This window comes from Terriglobia bacterium, from assembly GCA_020073085.1.
GTDB lineage: Bacteria > Acidobacteriota > Terriglobia > JAIQFV01 > JAIQFV01 > JAIQFV01.
Genome location: JAIQFV010000021.1, coordinates 20769 through 36930, shown reverse-complemented (window position 1 = coordinate 36930; position 16162 = coordinate 20769). Strand labels below are relative to the sequence as shown.

The 16162-nt window shown below is 57.1% G+C and carries 11 protein-coding genes; 7 read left to right on the top strand and 4 right to left on the bottom strand.

The genetic code is table 11. The features are described from left to right. Positions 1–204 precede the first annotated feature (204 nt). The 7 genes from LAO21_18090 (at position 205) to LAO21_18060 (ending at position 9765) form a co-directional block, all read left to right on the top strand. Positions 205–2820 (top strand): CocE/NonD family hydrolase, encoded by a 2616-nt coding sequence (locus LAO21_18090; protein ID MBZ5554632.1) that lies wholly within the window; start codon positions 205–207, stop codon positions 2818–2820. Between the two features lie 657 nt (positions 2821–3477). Further along, positions 3478–4071, top strand: a complete 594-nt coding sequence (locus LAO21_18085; GenBank protein ID MBZ5554631.1) for a hypothetical protein — start codon at positions 3478–3480, stop codon at positions 4069–4071. 341 nt (positions 4072–4412) lie between these two features. Further along, positions 4413–5276, top strand: a complete 864-nt coding sequence (locus tag LAO21_18080; protein MBZ5554630.1) for an ABC transporter substrate-binding protein — start codon at positions 4413–4415, stop codon at positions 5274–5276. After that, positions 5273–6907, top strand: coding sequence for a hypothetical protein (locus LAO21_18075; GenBank protein MBZ5554629.1), 1635 nt, complete (start codon positions 5273–5275; stop codon positions 6905–6907). Before LAO21_18080 ends, LAO21_18075 begins: the two co-directional genes overlap by 4 nt. Continuing rightward, a complete protein-coding gene (locus tag LAO21_18070; GenBank protein ID MBZ5554628.1) occupies positions 6876–7640 on the top strand; it encodes a methyltransferase domain-containing protein in 765 nt (254 codons plus the stop codon). Before LAO21_18075 ends, LAO21_18070 begins: the two co-directional genes overlap by 32 nt. 74 nt (positions 7641–7714) lie before the next feature. Beyond that, positions 7715–8899 (top strand): alpha/beta hydrolase, encoded by a 1185-nt coding sequence (locus LAO21_18065; GenBank protein MBZ5554627.1) that lies wholly within the window; start codon positions 7715–7717, stop codon positions 8897–8899. 374 nt (positions 8900–9273) lie between these two features. Then, positions 9274–9765 carry a hypothetical protein gene (locus tag LAO21_18060; GenBank protein MBZ5554626.1) on the top strand — a complete coding sequence of 164 codons (492 nt, stop codon included), beginning with the start codon at positions 9274–9276 and terminating at the stop codon, positions 9763–9765. Between the two features lie 223 nt (positions 9766–9988). Here the strand turns inward: LAO21_18060 and LAO21_18055 are convergent, their stop codons facing one another. The 4 genes from LAO21_18055 to LAO21_18040 all read right to left on the bottom strand — a co-directional run bounded on the left by LAO21_18055 (position 9989) and on the right by LAO21_18040 (position 15997). Beyond that, positions 9989–10501, bottom strand: a complete 513-nt coding sequence (locus tag LAO21_18055; protein MBZ5554625.1) for an SRPBCC family protein — start codon at positions 10499–10501, stop codon at positions 9989–9991. After that, entirely contained in the window at positions 10498–10935 is a 438-nt protein-coding gene (locus LAO21_18050; protein MBZ5554624.1) for a MarR family transcriptional regulator, read from the bottom strand. The genes LAO21_18055 and LAO21_18050 overlap by 4 nt, the downstream gene beginning before the upstream one ends. Positions 10936–11016: 81 nt before the next feature. Beyond that, positions 11017–11541: a hypothetical protein gene (locus tag LAO21_18045; GenBank protein MBZ5554623.1), complete on the bottom strand. Its 525-nt coding sequence runs from the start codon at positions 11539–11541 to the stop codon at positions 11017–11019. A gap of 76 nt (positions 11542–11617) precedes the next feature. Then, on the bottom strand, positions 11618–15997 hold the full coding sequence (locus LAO21_18040) for a M6 family metalloprotease domain-containing protein (GenBank protein MBZ5554622.1): 4380 nt from the start codon (positions 15995–15997) through the stop codon (positions 11618–11620). Between the last annotated feature and the right edge of the window lie 165 nt (positions 15998–16162).

Genomic DNA, 16162 nt, shown 5'->3' with positions numbered 1-16162 from the left:
CGTGTCGTCCGGGGTCAATGAATTGGCGGCAACCGTCATTCCCTTTCAACGACTCCAGTTGTAGAGTTTATTTTTTCCCGCGAGTACGCGATGCGGTTTCTCAATCAAGAGTGAACGGTTCCATGTCGACAGCCCCAGCTCTCTTTGGGGAGATGATCTTTCGCCAACCCCTTGGGGCCGCGCGTCAGGGGGCCAGGAGGCAGCATGCGCTCGAGGTTGCTGGCATTTTCTCTGAGTATTTTCCTCCTTCTGGGGAGCTCTCCAGCGGCGTTTCTGCCACATGCCGAAAAGGCTGGTCCATCGACCCCTCCTACGAGCGAGTCTACTCCCTCGTCGAGCATCAATTCTGAAAGGCTCTACAACACTGCCAGCACGCACTCCCTTTACATCACGATGCGAGATGGAGTGAAGATTGCCGTTGATGTCGCCTTGCCCAAGGGCCTGCCGGAGGGTGAGAGAATTCCCGCGTTGCTGAATCTCACCCGCTATTGGCGCGCGCGGGGTGTACAAGGCCCCGGCCCGGATAAGTTATTCTTCATCAGCCATGGCTATGCGATGGTTCTGGTCGATGTCCGGGGGACCGGCGCTTCCTTTGGCACCTGGCGAATTCCCTTCTCGCGCGAAGAGATCCTGGATGACCGCGAGATTATCGACTGGATTGTCAGTCAACCCTGGTCCAACGGCAAAGTCGGGGCCTTGGGCACTTCCTACGAGGGAGGAACAGCTCAACTTGTTGCAGTCTCCGGTCATGCTGCGGTCAAGGCCGTTATCCCCCGGTTCGAGGAGTTCGACAACTACAGCGATATCGCCTATCCGGGCGGCGTGTTTGCGGAATGGATCCTGAAGACCTGGAACGAGGCCAATCACCAGCTGGACAATAACCTGGGAGTCAAGCCGGTTGACGGAGACAGTAACCTAAAGATGTTGAGGGCGGCCGTGAAGGAGCACTCCGGGAATGTCGATCTCTTTCAAGCGGCCAAGGCGATCACGTATCGCGATGATCGCGAATCGGGCCTCTCCATAGACGACTTCAGCATTCACACCTATCAGAGGGAAATCGAGCAGTCGAAGGCGGCCATTTACGGATGGGGGAGCTGGCTGGACGCCGCGACGGCCGATGGAGTCCTGCGCCGCTTCACGACCTTCACCAATCCCCAAAGGGTCATGATCGGCACCTGGAATCACGGCGGATCTCAGAACGCCGACCCGTACCTGTCTCCTTTGACCCCTAATTCTCCACAGTTGGCGGAGTGTTTGCGTTTTTTCGACCACTACCTGAAAGGGATCGACGCCGGAGCCGGGTCGGAGAGAGAGATCATCTATTATACGATGGGCGAGGAACGGTGGAAGTCAACGAAGGTCTGGCCTCCTGCCGGGAGCGCCCCTCAGAAATGGTATCTGGCCGAAGATCACACGCTTTCCCCGGCGCCTCCCCAGGCCGATTCAGGCGCCGACACCTACAAGATCGATTATGAAGCGACCACGGGGGCCGAGAACCGCTGGCATACCGAAGTGGGCGGCGGTCCGGTCATTTATCCGGACCGCGCCGAGGAGGACCGCCGCTTGCTCTCGTACACAAGTGCGCCCCTGTCCGATAACATCGAGATCACGGGTGCTCCGATGGTCACCTTGTATGTAACCTCGACCCACACGGATGGCGCCTTCTTCGTCTATCTCGAGGACGTCGATGAAAACGGGAAAGTCACCTATCTGACCGAAGGCGAATTACGGGCCATTCACCGAAAGATATCGGACGACCAACCGCCGTATAAATTGCTGAAGCCCTATCACACGTTTATGCGGAAGGACGGGATGCCGCTGGTCCCGGGGCAAGTGGCGGAACTGAAGTTTGGATTGCTCTCGACGTCGATCCTGATCAGAAAGGGTCACCGCATCCGTGTCGCCCTTGCAGGGGCCGATAAAGATACCTTTGCCCGAATCCCGTCTAATGGTCCTCCGGTGATCTCCGTCGCCAGAAACAAACTTTATGCCTCTTCTATTCTATTGCCCGTCATCCCCCGCGGAAATCCAACAGTCGCTCCCTGGGATCCCTGGCCAGCACCCGGAGGGAACAGGCCAGGTCAGGGGAAAGATCTTGCGGTAGAAGCCGAGTCTGCTTCATCCGGGGCGGTCACTCCTTATCCTACGGTGCCCCAGATCATCGATGGATACATTCAAGCGCTTGGCGGGCGCGAAGCCATTGAGAAATTGGCGACCCGAGTGACGAAAGGGGTAAGGATCAGTCCTGATGGAGTCAGCGAATGGATCGAAACCTATTCCAAGGAACCGGACAAAAGGTTGACCATTCGGACAGGGGCAGGCCGGTGGGCATGGGGGTCGGATGGAACAGTGACTTGGTCTCAGAACCCGGGCGAGGCAGCGCATGTTCTAGAGGGTCCACAATCGGCCGCCTTTGGCAATTCCTCGAGTCTGCACAGCGCGGTCCATTTGCACGAACTCTATCCCCAGATGAAGCTCAGGGGCAAGGACCGGGTGGGGGACCGGGAGGCCTACGTCGTCGAATGCACCGACACTGGCGGCAACGCGGCCAAGCTGTTTTTCGATACGCGCACGCGACTTCTTCTTCGCAGAGACGGGAAAACAAGAGCCCTGCAAATCAGCGTTGGTAAGGACGGATCGCGGCAATCGAAGATCGCCCTGGTCGAGGTCGACAACTACTTCGATGACTATCGAGAGGTCGATGGGGTAAAGGTGCCGTTTCTAATGAATTCCAAATCAGGCCGGTCCTTCACCACATACCGGGAGCTTGAAATGAGGCACAATATTCCGATCGACGATGCCAAGTTCAAGATGCCGTAGAATTTTGGGGACTGACACCGGGTTCCAAGCCGCTTTCAAGTTTTTTTAAGAACAGGTGTCAGTCCCCATCCGACCAGACGCAGGCATGCAAAGAACACATGCCTGCGGCACCCGCCTCCCACAGGAAAAAGGGGACAGACACCTTCTTGCAGACAATCTTCAAGTTTTTCTAAGAACAGGTGTCAGTCCCCATCCGATCAGACGCAGGCATGCAAAGAATACATGCCTGCGGCACCCGCCTCCCACAGGAAAAAGGGGACAGACACCTTCTTGCAGACAATCTTCAAGTTTCTTTAAGAACAGGTGTCAGTCCCCATCCGACCAGACGCAGGCATGCAAAGAACACATGCCTGCGGCACCCGCATCCCACAGGAAAAAAGGGGACAGACACCTTCTTGCAGACAATCTTCAAGTTTCTTTAAGAACAGGTGTCAGTCCCCATCCGATCATCAACCCCATTCCCGCGTGAATTAATGTGATACCATCCCCCTTCACACCGAATGCCTATCGGCCAGACCATGGGAACTCGGCCTCGAACAAATAATGACAACCACCTGTTTCTTCGCTTGAATCCCGGAGGCAATCGGGGCTGTCACGATTCTTTCTGAACGATTCACAGGGTGGATCTAAACCCGCCTATTTTTGGAGGAAAATGTCATGGGTCAAATCAAGGCCATGCTTTGGGCTGTTCTTGGAAGTTTGCTTCTGGCTGCACCCGTTGTGGCTCAAACGATCAGTGCCTGCCCCCCGACTCCGGAAACAAAACTGGAAGGTCTGGAGAACATCCCGGGAACGGTCATCATCCGGGGCACTACTCCAATCGGGAGCATTTCAGCCCGAGCCGCTTCGGGAACAGGAAGTGTCACGGTCCGGTCCCGCGAAGTTACCGATGTCGGAAGTGAGCGGCGGGAGTATGGGATCGCCATCGGCGTCGTGGAGGGCGGTCACCCTCACGAAGGGGTCCTGGTCGATTATGAAGAGATCGCGCCGTTGCTCAATGCCATCGACTACTTGAACAAACTCGACTGGTCGGCCACCTCTCTGAAATCCTTTGACGCCGTTTACACCATGAAGAATTCCTTCCGGGTCGCGGCTCTGGCCCGACAGCGGACCAGCCCGATCGAATTTGCCATCCGAACGTGCCGCTTGAAGGAAACCACCGTCCTGCTTTCGCGGGATCAGTTGGTCCAGCTTCGCGGATTCATCGAACAAGGCAGAATCCAACTGGATACCTTGCGTTCCGGAAGATGACCGAAGAGGAACGGGTCGCATATCCCAACTGAAGAAGGGGACAGACACCCAATTTCAAGCAAGCTTCACATTTCTCTGAGAACAGGCGTCTGTCCCCGTCCGATCCAAGTGAAGATTGCACGGGTACGGGCCCCTTCATGCGGGTGATTCAATTCTATACTCTAAATCTCCCACCCTTCCCCCATTGTCTCGACGGGGAATCCCTTTGTTCTTTCCTGTTGTTCGATAGTTGCCGTCCGCATATAATGTCGGCGATTCTAAGTGAAAAGATGGCGACGTTTTAGCCACTCGCAACTGCCTTCCCTGACTGTAAACGAAAGCAAACCCGATAATCAAAGCCTATGACTAAGATAAAGATTTCATTGTTGCGCGGCATCTGCCAAATGCCGGCCTATGCTGCTTATGAAAAGGGGTTCTTGAAAGCGGAGGGGCTGGAAGCGGAACTGGAAATCGCGGCGACCGCATGGCTGGTTCCCCACAAGCTTGCGAGCGGCGAATGTCAATTTGCGGTCATGCCTTGGACGCGAGTCGTGTCCGCGGAAAATCCCCGCCTAGTCTTGTTGGCTGGCTCGGGATGTGATGAGGCTGCCATCGTCATGCGAACGGGCATCACCCTGGCGGAGGTCCGGAAAGTCGTCATCCCGCAACGCGGCGGAATTAAAGACCTCACCGCCATGGGACTGATCAAGTCGCTCGGGTGGGCCGACATTGAATTGATGAGGCAACCTTCGGGGGATGGCGCCATCATTGCATTTTTTGGGCAGGGAGCGGATGCCGCTTCGATGGTCGAGCCCTACGCGACCATGATGGAGGCTTTGGGAGTGGGGAAAGTCATTCGAAGGACTGGAGACCTTTGGAAAGGAGCCCCCGGTTGCTCCCTGACCACCACGCTCGGATTCAAGAATCAAGCGCCCGAGGTGGTTCAAGGAATGGTTCGGGCCTTCGCTTTCGGCGCGGCCTTTGTGGCCCAGAATCCGGAGGAAGCCTCCGAGATCGCCTCCCGGTACATCGGCGTGAATCGTCGGTTCATCCGCGAGGCCCTCCGGAGAAATCAACCCAATGTGGACGCCTTGCGCAACGAGAAGGCCATGGAAGGGATCCTGCACCTCATGCTGGAATTGGGATACATCAATGGGGTTCCGTCGAACTATATGGACCTGACCTTCCTGGACAAGATTGCGACCAGCCTTTTACCCACGAGATGAGACTTTCGCGGATCAAACAACTGGCACTTCTGGCCAGCGGATTTCGGGATTTCGTCCAGAACCCGGTCACCTACCCTCAGGCCGTTCATGAACTCACCCAACGGTTGGCCAATCGAGAAAATCATTTCATCGATTTTGCGAAACGATTGATGTACGACATTCCCGGCAGTCCCTTGCGCCGGCTGCTGGTTTGGGCCGGGTGCGAATTCAGCGATCTTCAGGCGAACGTCAGATCGCACGGGATTGAGAAAACCCTGGAAGGTCTCCGGGATGAAGGCGTCTACCTGACCCTCGAGGAGTTCAAGTCGCTCACTCCGATCTGCCGACCCGGTCTAACCCTGCACACCCGGGGGACTGATTTTGAAAATCCTTTTCTGATGGGCCGGCGCATCGAAGGCTCGTCGAGCGGAAGTCGAGGAAAGAGCACCCGGGCGGTATACGATTGGGATTTCATTGCCGAAGAGAGTGCCCACGAGTTGTTGCTTTACACCCTGCATGGCGTGCTGCAGGCCCCTCTGGCCCTCTGGTATCCGGTCCTGCCGGGCGTCGCGGGGATTCACAACCTCTTCATGAACCTGAAGCTCGGGGTCGTTCCGGAGAAATGGTTTTCGCACCTGCCCACCCGCTTCGCTGACGTTTCACTGGAAACCCGTCTGACTCTGGAGTTCCTTTATTGGGGCGGCAGGGCGTGCGGCCTCCCGGTGCCACGGCCCGAATATGTGGACCTGTCTGGCGCTCGCAGGATCGTGGAATGGATGGAGGGGGCTCGAAAGACAAACGGCCTCAGCGTCGTGAGGACCTACGGAAGTTCCGCCGTGCGAATTGCACAGGCAGCCTTGGAGAAGGGAACTGATCTGGAAGGCAGCGTGATCTTCACGGGAGGGGAGCCGCTGACGGAGAGCCGGAGGCGTTTCATCGAGTCCGCCGGATTGAAGGCGTACCCGCGTTACGTGGCGACCGAAACCGGCTTGATCGGCGCCGCCTGCCCCCACCGCTCCGTTGTGGACGACATGCATTTGTATACGGACCGGGTTGCTTTGATCCCTCTGGGCCAAGAGGCCGGGACAAGGGAAGGACAAGTGGAACGCTTTCTATTTACAACGCTGTCTGCTCACACGGCCAGGATCATGCTGAATACCGAGCTGGGAGACTGTGGTCGGCTGAATACCCAACGGTGCGGCTGCCTTTTTGGCGAGATCGGATTTGACGTGCACCTTTCAAACGTCCACAGTTATGAAAAGCTGACGGTGGAGGGAATGTCGCTGTTGACTTCGGAACTCGACAGCATGATCAGCGCTTCTCTCGAAGAAATGGGGGCCCCTCCCGACTGCTACCAGTTCTGGGAAATGCAGGAGCACGAGGGTTTGAGTCGGGTGGTCATCGCGGTGAGCCCCGACGTAAAACATCTGGATGAAGATAGACTCATCGGCGCCATCCTGGAGAAGCTCCGGCGTGCCAACCCGCGGACTGCGCTGGCTTCCAGATTTTGGAACCAGGCCGGGGTGTTTCGAGTAATTCGGGAACGACCGAGACTGACCGAATGGCAAAAGCTGTTGCCGGCTCTCAAAAGGCGGGAACCTTCGTCAATCGAGGAGAATCATGTCTCTGCCACCCCGGCTCCCCGCCGGTAAATTTGAGCCCGAGGAGTGGGACCGCATGTACGATGGACCCCGGGCCTCCGGCAGGAGTTTCATTTTCAGGCGGGCCAGTGAACTGGCCCTGGGAATCTGCGGCGAGATCATGCTCCCCGGACAGCGATGGGTCGACCTGGGATGCGGGACAGGCCATCTGATGCGCGCATGCAGCGATCAGGGCGCCTCCCTCATCGGGGCCGATCATGACGTCCGCATGGTGGAGTTCGCCCGTCAGAGATCGGCGGACACTCCGCTGTGTCGAAACCTTCGTTTCATTGTTGCACAGGCCGAAAGGCTTCCCTTTGACGATGCTACAATTGATGGCCTGATCGCCACTTCCGTGATGGGGTGCCTTACTTCTCCCCAGGATTTCTTTGCTGAAGCGCGCAGGGTGCTGCGTCACGCTGGACACGCCGTGATGACCTTTACCAATCAGTCCAGCGGACTGCTCATGCTGAATTCCCTCCCCGCCCGTCTCACCGACCTGAGGTCCAGGATGAGCAATCGTCAGGACATCCGCTTGTACCGCGACACTCAGGTGATTGAAGGTTTGGAGCAGCTTGGTTTTAAAGTCCTTCGAGTGGATTTTTATAACTTTGTTCTCCACGCGGGAAACTGGCTGATACCGCCCTCCCGCATGGCGAAAAAACTGGAACGACTCGGCCGTCGCAGATATAGCCGCTGGCTCGCAAGGAACTTCATCATCACGGCACAGAAGGCGCCATTTTAGAAATCCACGGCCGGGTCGAGCCATTCTTCTTTCCTTTAACCGAATTAACCCTACAATCGTGTATGGAGGTGATCATGCGAACCAGACAAGTTTTGTCGTGGGCTTTTTTAGCGTTTCTACTCCCGCTGAGCATTGCGGCAACGCCGATGCTCGCGGTGCAAACCGTCACTCTGACTGCGCCCGACGGGATCCTTCTCAAGGCGACGTATTTTGCTGCGGCCAAGCCGGGTCCTGGGGTCCTGCTGCTTCATCAATGCAACCAACAACGGAAATTATGGGACGTGCTCGCCGAACGCCTCGCCGCCTCGGGAATCAACGTTCTGACCATGGACTACCGGGGGTTTGGAGAGAGTGGGGGCACTCCTTTTGACAAGCTGACCCCCCAAGAACAAAACAAGATCATCACAGAGACCTGGCCCGGCGATATCGACGTGGCTTATCAGTATCTCGTGTCCCAGCCGGGGGTCGCCCGCGACGTGATTGGCGCCGGGGGAGCCAGTTGCGGGGTCAACAACTCCATCCGGCTGGCCCGGCGGCACCCGGAGGTGAAGTCGCTCGTGTTGCTCTCCGGCAGCACCGATCGCGAGGGACGACGGTTCCTGCAATCATCGAAGAATCTGCCGGTCTTCACCGCAGCGGCGGAGGATGATTTGTTTGGCAGTTTCACGGAAACCATGCGGTGGCAGTTCAGCCTGTCTGCCAGCCCGGCCAGCCGCTTTGAGTCCTATGCAAAGGGAGGGCATGGCGCGGAAATGTTCGCGGTTCACACGGAGCTGCCGGGACTGATCGCGGAGTGGTGGGGGGCCGTCCTGATGAAGAGGCCGGAAAGCGTTCCAAGAACGAACGGATCCCCGCTGGAGCCGCGACTGCTCAAAACGTTGGAAGTGATCGATCAGCCCGGGGGCGCCAGCAGAGCCGCGAAGATGCTGGCGGAGGCGCGCGAGCGCGATCCCAAAGCCAACCTGTTCCCCGAACGCATCGTCAACCTGCTCGGTTACGAGCATCTCCAGCTGGGGGATGCAAAGGGGGCGGTCGAGATAATGAAACTGAATGTCACGGCATTTCCGAACTCCCCCAACGTGTATGACAGCCTTTCGGACGCCTACGTGGCGGATGGTCAGAAGGATTTGGCGATCGAGAACGCAAAGAAAGCTCTCGAACTGCTCGCGAAGGACACAACCTACCCGCAACCGCGGCGGAATGCCATTCGCGACAGCGCCGAACAAAAATTGAAACAGCTTGTCCCGGCCCGCCCGTAGATGAGGTGCATTTTAGTGGACATGGGGATTCTTATCCTGGCCGGGATGGCGCCAGATGGGAGAGCAGGCCTGACTCAAATTTCTGCATTTTCTATTGGCACGCACTTATTCAAAAAAAAGGGGGAGAGACACCCCTGAGCAGTCCTCTTTCAAATTTCCTAAGAACGGGCGTCTGTCCCCATCGATCCATGATCCTGACAAAACTAGCGGCCACTGTCGCGCGCCATGGATATTGCACATGACGGGGTGGTGCCCCGGAAGGGCGTGTCCTGGGTGCATTCATTTGCTGCCTATCCGTGGTATCCTCCTCCCGGATCGAGGGAAGCCTCGATTCGATAGAATTGGCTGTTCACTTACACAGGAGGCCCTTCCCGATGAAACACAAAGTTCTACTGATGCTCAGTCTCGCGGTTGTCTTCCTGGCTTGCGCCATGCCTGCGCTGGCGCAGAAGTTTGAGGGGGTGCCGGCCAAAACCGGGCACGCCTCATTCAAGTATGGCTCGCGGGTGCTCACCTACAATTTTGTGGAGGGTGGTTTCAAGCAGACCCAGGGCTTCACGACGGCCACGCTGGTATTCAAGTCCGAGCCCAAGCCCAAGGAGAACGCCCATCTGAATATCGTCCTGATGTACCAGGCCCCGGGAAAGGTCGATTTGGAAGGCCCATTCAGCCTTTCCGGCATATCCATGTTTTGGGGCAGTTCAGTCAGCAGGTACACCAAGGGGAAGAGCAAATGCACGATTACTCTCACCAAGGCGACCCCGACGGAGGTGGAAGGGACGGCGGAATGCCCGCTTCTCCATGACATCTCCGGCGAGGTTGGAACCCCCCTCACCGGTGTGAAGTTCTCAGCGACGACCAATTGAGTGATCGCTCTTGAATAGACGCCGGCTCTTCAAGCACGCCAGCGTCAGGTCTCCATTTGAAATTTTCACTTGAGCCTGGGTGAAAAGGGAGCAACACCCAAGGATCCGTCAAACCGATGACGCAGGCACCTCGGCCGATCAACTTGTGCGGATTACCGGCTTGCCAAAGATTGCAGAGGGCCCCCGTAACACGAGCTCCAGGCCTACCTCTATAGTGACGAAATCAGTCCTCGATCCGGACCTCCTGTCCGGTCGCTTTCCCCAGGGCTCGAAGATAGGCATCGATGGTGCGCGTGTGTCCCAGGATCACCTTCGAGACGAACCGGAACACCGGGTTATAGACCTCGCCGTCTTCCGTGATCCGGACAATCGTTGTCTCGCCCCGGGGCTCCAGCGTATAGCTCCATGTGCCGGAGTAAGGAAGCTTCTCTGTAGCAATCCGCCGCTTGAGGGAGCTCGGCGCCACCGGATCGAGCACCTCGTAGGTGATTGTCTCCTTGTTCCGTGTTGTTTCGCGAACGACTTCCCGGTTTCCTTCGCGAGAAATGACTTCGTATCGCACAACGTCGGGGCGCCAGTCTTGTGAGCCCGCGATCAAGGAAAAGAGGCGTTCCGGCGTCGCGTGGTACGAGGCGCGGCGGGAAGCGACGTGCCGCTTCGGAAGCAGTGCACCGATGACCACGACACAGAGCACCAAGAGGACGAACCCGCCAATCACTGCAATGAAAATTCTCATCGCTTGCGCTCCCTGCTTCGCTGGCGGAGTACAATGCCGGCGTGTTTCGCAAGGCATTCGATTCCCCGCAGCGCATTTTCGAGTTCCGGATCCCGCATTCGACTGAACATTTCTTCCACGAGCTCCGGATCGAGGATGGTGTTGTGTTCTTTGATCCGCGCCCCTGCCGTGGTCAGCGTCAGCGCGACGCACCGGCGGTCGGTCTTTCCACGAGTGCGCCGGATGAACCCGGCCTTCACGAGCCTCTCGACGGTGATGCTCATGGTGGAGCGGCTCACGCCCAGGTGCTCGGCCAGCTTCGACAGCGTGGTGGGACGGGTCACGTCCAGGTGATCGAGAATGCCAGCCTGGTTTTCGCTCACGCTTTTTCCCGTTTCGTCGTCGCGGACATGCCGCCGATGGCACGCCAGGAAAATCACAGGGTATGCATCCATGAGTCGACGAACTTGCAGTCCCAACATAGAGCCATTAAGATCTAAAATGGTTTGATTCGTCAAACGAAAATTCGGGGGAGGCTAGCGCGCCAAAAGAATCCGGCCCTTTCCCTTGGGGTCGACAGAGATTGTGACCTGCATTTGTTTCGCCGCGTCGGCCGGTATGGAGAATGAGGCGAATTGCTCCTTGCTGCCGAAGTAATACATCCAGGAAAAATTGTAAGTCTCGCCTTTCTTGAAAACGGTGTAGAAGGCTGGAGCTTCCCCCTCGGTTTGACTGATGAACGGACTGCGCTCGACGTTGTCGGCGCTCGGGTTCGCACAGCGAATGCGCAGATTGGGAATCCGCCCTTTGGGAAACGGGTTGCCGTGAATGAAGGCAAATACCCCTGCCACTTCAACAAAGTCGGGTGGAACAACAGGCCGGCTCTCAGTCCTTCCCAGGGAGCGCAACATCGCGCTATTCGCCGCCGATTGGCGCATCACCTCAAACCAACGAGCGCTGCCGACGTACCCGCCATAGACCCCATTCGACCCTGAACTTTGGGGGAATGCAGGGCAAACCACCAGGAGCAGACCCAGACCTAAGAAACATTTCCATTTCATATTGAAGTGCCTCCTTGATTTCTGATCCTCTCTTAGAAAGGGACTGTCCCTGGGGACAGTCCCTCGGAATATAGAATTACCTGCCGACAAGGATCGGTGCCCCGTCATTGCCCAGGTAACTCAAGGTGACCGTGGAAGTCGCGCCGCTCGCGCCCATCAAGATGATCTGGGTTTGGTAGCCTCCACCGTTGGCGATCTGAGGAAAGATGAGAGGAGTCGGAGGAGGTTGATTCACGTCCACGACGGGAAGCGTAGTGAGGAGGAAATCCCCTCGTCCATTCGTCAGGGACCGCAGGGTCAAAGCGGTGAAAGGCGATGAAGAGGAGAGGTCCAACATTCCAGTGAATCCATCGGGCAATCCGGCAATGAGTTGCCCCACAAAACGCGCGTCATGGCCCATCGGCGCCAGGTCCAATGTGTTCGTCCCGGTCCCTGCGGGTGTGCTTCCATCCGATTGATAAGCGCTGGCAGTAATCTGGAGGCCGGTGCCGCCGGGATTCGATACGGCGAGGCCGGTGTCATGCCCACCCGACTTGTCCACATAGATTCTCGCGTGCGTCGTGCCGCCGCTCGCCGGAATCCCCGACTCCGTCACGAGCACTCCGTTCTGCGTCAGACTCAAAATCGCGGCACTCACTGGAGATGTTTTTCCAGAATCCGGCACCAGCTGTGCCCAGCCGACGTTCGCAGTCGACGCCGATCCGTCGGAGACGAGACGCAGGAACCCTCCCGCGGGTACGGAGTATGGGAACGCCGCGTCGATCGTGCCTACGCCCATCAGCCGGAAGGGGAGTGACGAACCGTTGTTTCCATAGAACCGGAGCATTCCTGTCTCGGTTGAATTCGAGGTGTTCATGAAAATCAGAGTCGTCTGGTAGCCGCCTCCATCGGCGATCTGCGGGAAAGAGACTTGTCCGGCAGGGATTGGTTTGGCAAGATCCGCGACCGGCGTGCTGGTCAGCAAGAGCCTTCCGTGCTGATTGGTCGTCAACCTGAGCGCAAGAACCGACACCGGCTGATCGCTGGTCACTTCCAGAGAACCGAGACCATTGTCGATAAAGCCCGCGGGCAGGACGAGATCAGGAAGCAGTTGATCGAGAAACTTGGCCACGTGTTCACCCGGGGCCAGTTGGATATTGCCTTCTGCCAGCAGCGCCGCGGTGCTGTCCCGAAGCTTCAGGGTGAGCCGTGCCATCGCCCTGTTTGGATTGACGGCAGCAAACCCGGTCAGAACATCAATCGTCCCGTTGACGGATCCGGCACTCACATGGGTTCGTGTGTCGACAAAGAATCGCGCCGCCTGAGTGGGAGGTGAGACCGGAACGCCCACTTCGCTGACGACGACACCCTCCTGGGTATAGCTGAACACGGCAGTCCCATAGGGAGCGCTTCCATCGTTGACGGTGACTTCAACATACCCCGAAACCACTTGACCGCTGGAGCCCCGTGTGGAGAAGCTTGCTGTGCCTGAGGGGGGAATCAATGTCGGCCTGGGCGGCGCATTGGGCGAAACCGATATGACGTAGATGAGACCGTCGGTCGACCCGGCCACAATATCCTGAAGGCCGTTGTGGCCACTGTCGATGACCAGCAGGCTGCCGACACCCATGCTCGTGTCTGCATCGTGGAGGAGCATCCCCACGTTTTCCATATACACGCCACTGCCCTCCTTGGGTTGAGCACAGTGCCCCCCCAAACCGATGACCAGATCCGATCCGGTGCTGGCCGGATTGACTCTGCCCAGCGCCAGCGCGGGTACCCAACCCATTCCGGTATAGCCGCCAAAGATGTGAGACCACACTTCAGAGTAGGTTGAGTTTGCGAATTTGAGGATTCGAACGGAGGAAGAGTCGTCGTTGGCGAGGATGATCTCGTTTTTCCCGTCCGAGTCCCAGTCGGCGATTTTGCAATCAGTGAAATGGTTCATCCATTGGCTTTTTTGCCAGAGGACGGAGAACTTCCCTCCGGAGGTGTAGCGGTAGATGGTCACCGAACCGGTATTCCAACCGTTCCCTCCGGTAACGACCACTTCGTTGAAGCCGTCCCCATCGGTATCTCCGATTGCCACTTTGGAGATGTTGGCGGGAACATCGAGTTGGCCGATGGAAACCCAACGGCCGCTCTGGTATTGATACAGCGTGCCGTCGAATGAAACGGCTTCGAGGATTCCATCGTTGTTGGCGTCTCCGACAGCGAGCGGCATAAAATTCAGGGGTGTGGAACTATATTTTCCGGCCGAGAACTTGATCATCTCACTATTTTTCAGTACTTCAACTCGCCCATCCCCATCCACGTCGCCCACCGAAAGCCACCACCCCTCCGGGTAGGTGAGGGAAGACCCGTATCGATTCCACTTCTTCTGGAGTTGGCCGTCCTGCCAGCCGTAAACCACCAGATCCTGGAATCGATTACTGGGGTTGTTGTCGGGCAGGTAGCAATACATCACGATCACTTCCGGACTCCCATCGCCGTCTATGTCACCCGTGACCATGCTGTAGATCATCATTCTGGAATCTGTAGGAGGGGGCACACGCTGTTTCAATTGGAATGGCGATGGCGTCGCAAAGTTTATACTCACCAGAAGAGGGTTAGACCAGGGGGAATACGAGGCCGGGGAAGCCGCGCTGCGCGCCTGGGCCCTGACATTGTAGGTCTTGCTTCCGAAGAATGAGTAGTCGGCAGAGGGATTGGAGGACCAATCCGAAAACCCCCCGTCATCCCAATAAAATCGATATTGGAGGGCGCCTCCCCGGGAATCGACCGTCCCCGTGGTGGTGAAATGGTACGGCGTGTTGGAATCACCAAGAATTGGCCCGGCAGGCTTGGAAGGTGTCGGAACGACCGGACCCGCCGAAGGGAGGGTGACATGGAAGGAGATCTGGTCAGCGGGCAAGCCAACGTCGGAGACGACCAGACCGCCGGAACTTCCGTCGGAGAGGAACGCGGGGGGCTCGCTGGAATCCGAAATCCCCGTCCTCCCGGCGCTTGAAGAGAAAAAGGCGCTCTCCAGGGAACCATCCGCGAAAGGCGTCCCCCCAGGGCGGTAGATATAAACCTCATCGGGAGGGCCGAAGGCATCCCCAAGCCCATCTTGCGCTGTGTTGATGCGGTACACCAGAAGTCCTTCCCCCGGCAGGGACTGCTCGAACGCTCCGACTTTCTTTCTGTATTCGAGCAGGAACCACTCCGTTTGCGAGTACGGAGAAGGGATCCAGTACGCATTGTTGGTGCTGCTCGTCAAGGAGTGCAATGAATAGGTGCCGTTCTGGGAGATCAGGGCCGGCGACGGGAGCCATCCGCCATATCGGTATTTTAGATAAGCGCTCATATGTTGCGGCACTTTGGGGGTATCAGCCATAAGATCCCAAGGACCTACGGAGCTGAACCAGTCTCCCACCCTGTCCTGCGAGCCCTCCTGCGAGTAACGGTACAGGTCGGGCGCGCCCAGGGAGTGGAAGAACTCATGACAGAGAACGCCGACAAAGTCCGGTAACAGCAGCGACTCGATTTGGATGTTGTAGGCGCCTACTCTGCTGCCATGGATCGCGGCCGTCGAGCCTGAGTCCACCGATTGATGCGGCCATAAAAGGGAAGACCAGCCATCCGGATTGCCACGGATGATGAGGCAGACATTATCAATAAACCCGTCCCCGTTGATATCGACATTAATTGAGGACGGGACTTGATCGCCTACGGCCGCCACGGCCCTATCGAGAAGCGCGTGTTCGCGGGCCACATAGTCCTCCGCGTTTCTATAACCCAAGGGATTTGCACCCGCATCGTAAACTTGATAGAACCCTCGAGGGTGATTGTCCACGTAAGAAGCCGTTTTGGCTCCCGCCGTCGGATAGAACGAGGTGCTGACCGACAACTGATTGTACGAAGCCTCCTTGAAATAGCTATAAAGAGAGACAACCCCGTCACCGGACGCATTGAAAAGAGACGAATAATCGGAGAGAGGATGAGTAAATTCTGGATCGTCAGCAAAGCGAACAAAAATAGTGATGTTGTTTAATGTGCCCTTATTGGGGGCTGCCATGAAAACTGCTGAGGAATTCGTAGGGGGGTTGGAATTCGCTAGCCTCGGATTGCCGGAGGCATTGGCAGGTCGGGCAGATTTGGAATCATAGAAACGGGTGGGGGATCCTGGAGGGAGCAGCGCCTTCCCCTTGGATAGCCCGGGCAGATCCGGTCGTCCGTGTCCAATCAGATATTCGGTGGGCCTGATTCGGCCATCGATTTCCTGAGCATATACCCAAGACTTGGTCTTGGGGTTTTGGACAGCAACGTACCCTTCTTGATCGTGCAGAAAATTCTGATATTCGTCACCAGTGGCAAAACATTGAACCAGCGTGCCATCGGGCTGTCTCAGCGTGACCGGTACGTCCTTCAGCAACGCGGCATTGGCGAGAGAAGCGGCTGCGAACATAGCTGCCGCCAACATAAGGCAACGCATCGAGCGGCGAAGGGAAGCTGATTTGAAAGGCAGCCGAAGTGCGCCAAAGTGCCGTGCGCAAAAATTCAAATTCATTCTATTCCTCCAGGAGTACATCGGTTTCGTTGTTTGAAGCGGCCCTTTCTCCAAAACGGCTGATGCCGTTCTAACGCGGGGTTCACTTTC

Coding starts and splice junctions, on each gene's coding strand:
- LAO21_18090 (MBZ5554632.1), top strand. CDS start 205: ATGCGCTCGAGGTTGCTGGCATTTTCTCTGAGTATTTTCCTCCTTCTG.
- LAO21_18085 (MBZ5554631.1), top strand. CDS start 3,478: ATGGGTCAAATCAAGGCCATGCTTTGGGCTGTTCTTGGAAGTTTGCTT.
- LAO21_18080 (MBZ5554630.1), top strand. CDS start 4,413: ATGACTAAGATAAAGATTTCATTGTTGCGCGGCATCTGCCAAATGCCG.
- LAO21_18075 (MBZ5554629.1), top strand. CDS start 5,273: ATGAGACTTTCGCGGATCAAACAACTGGCACTTCTGGCCAGCGGATTT.
- LAO21_18070 (MBZ5554628.1), top strand. CDS start 6,876: ATGTCTCTGCCACCCCGGCTCCCCGCCGGTAAATTTGAGCCCGAGGAG.
- LAO21_18065 (MBZ5554627.1), top strand. CDS start 7,715: ATGCGAACCAGACAAGTTTTGTCGTGGGCTTTTTTAGCGTTTCTACTC.
- LAO21_18060 (MBZ5554626.1), top strand. CDS start 9,274: ATGAAACACAAAGTTCTACTGATGCTCAGTCTCGCGGTTGTCTTCCTG.
- LAO21_18055 (MBZ5554625.1), bottom strand. CDS start 10,501: ATGAGAATTTTCATTGCAGTGATTGGCGGGTTCGTCCTCTTGGTGCTC.
- LAO21_18050 (MBZ5554624.1), bottom strand. CDS start 10,935: ATGGATGCATACCCTGTGATTTTCCTGGCGTGCCATCGGCGGCATGTC.
- LAO21_18045 (MBZ5554623.1), bottom strand. CDS start 11,541: ATGAAATGGAAATGTTTCTTAGGTCTGGGTCTGCTCCTGGTGGTTTGC.
- LAO21_18040 (MBZ5554622.1), bottom strand. CDS start 15,997: ATGCGTTGCCTTATGTTGGCGGCAGCTATGTTCGCAGCCGCTTCTCTC.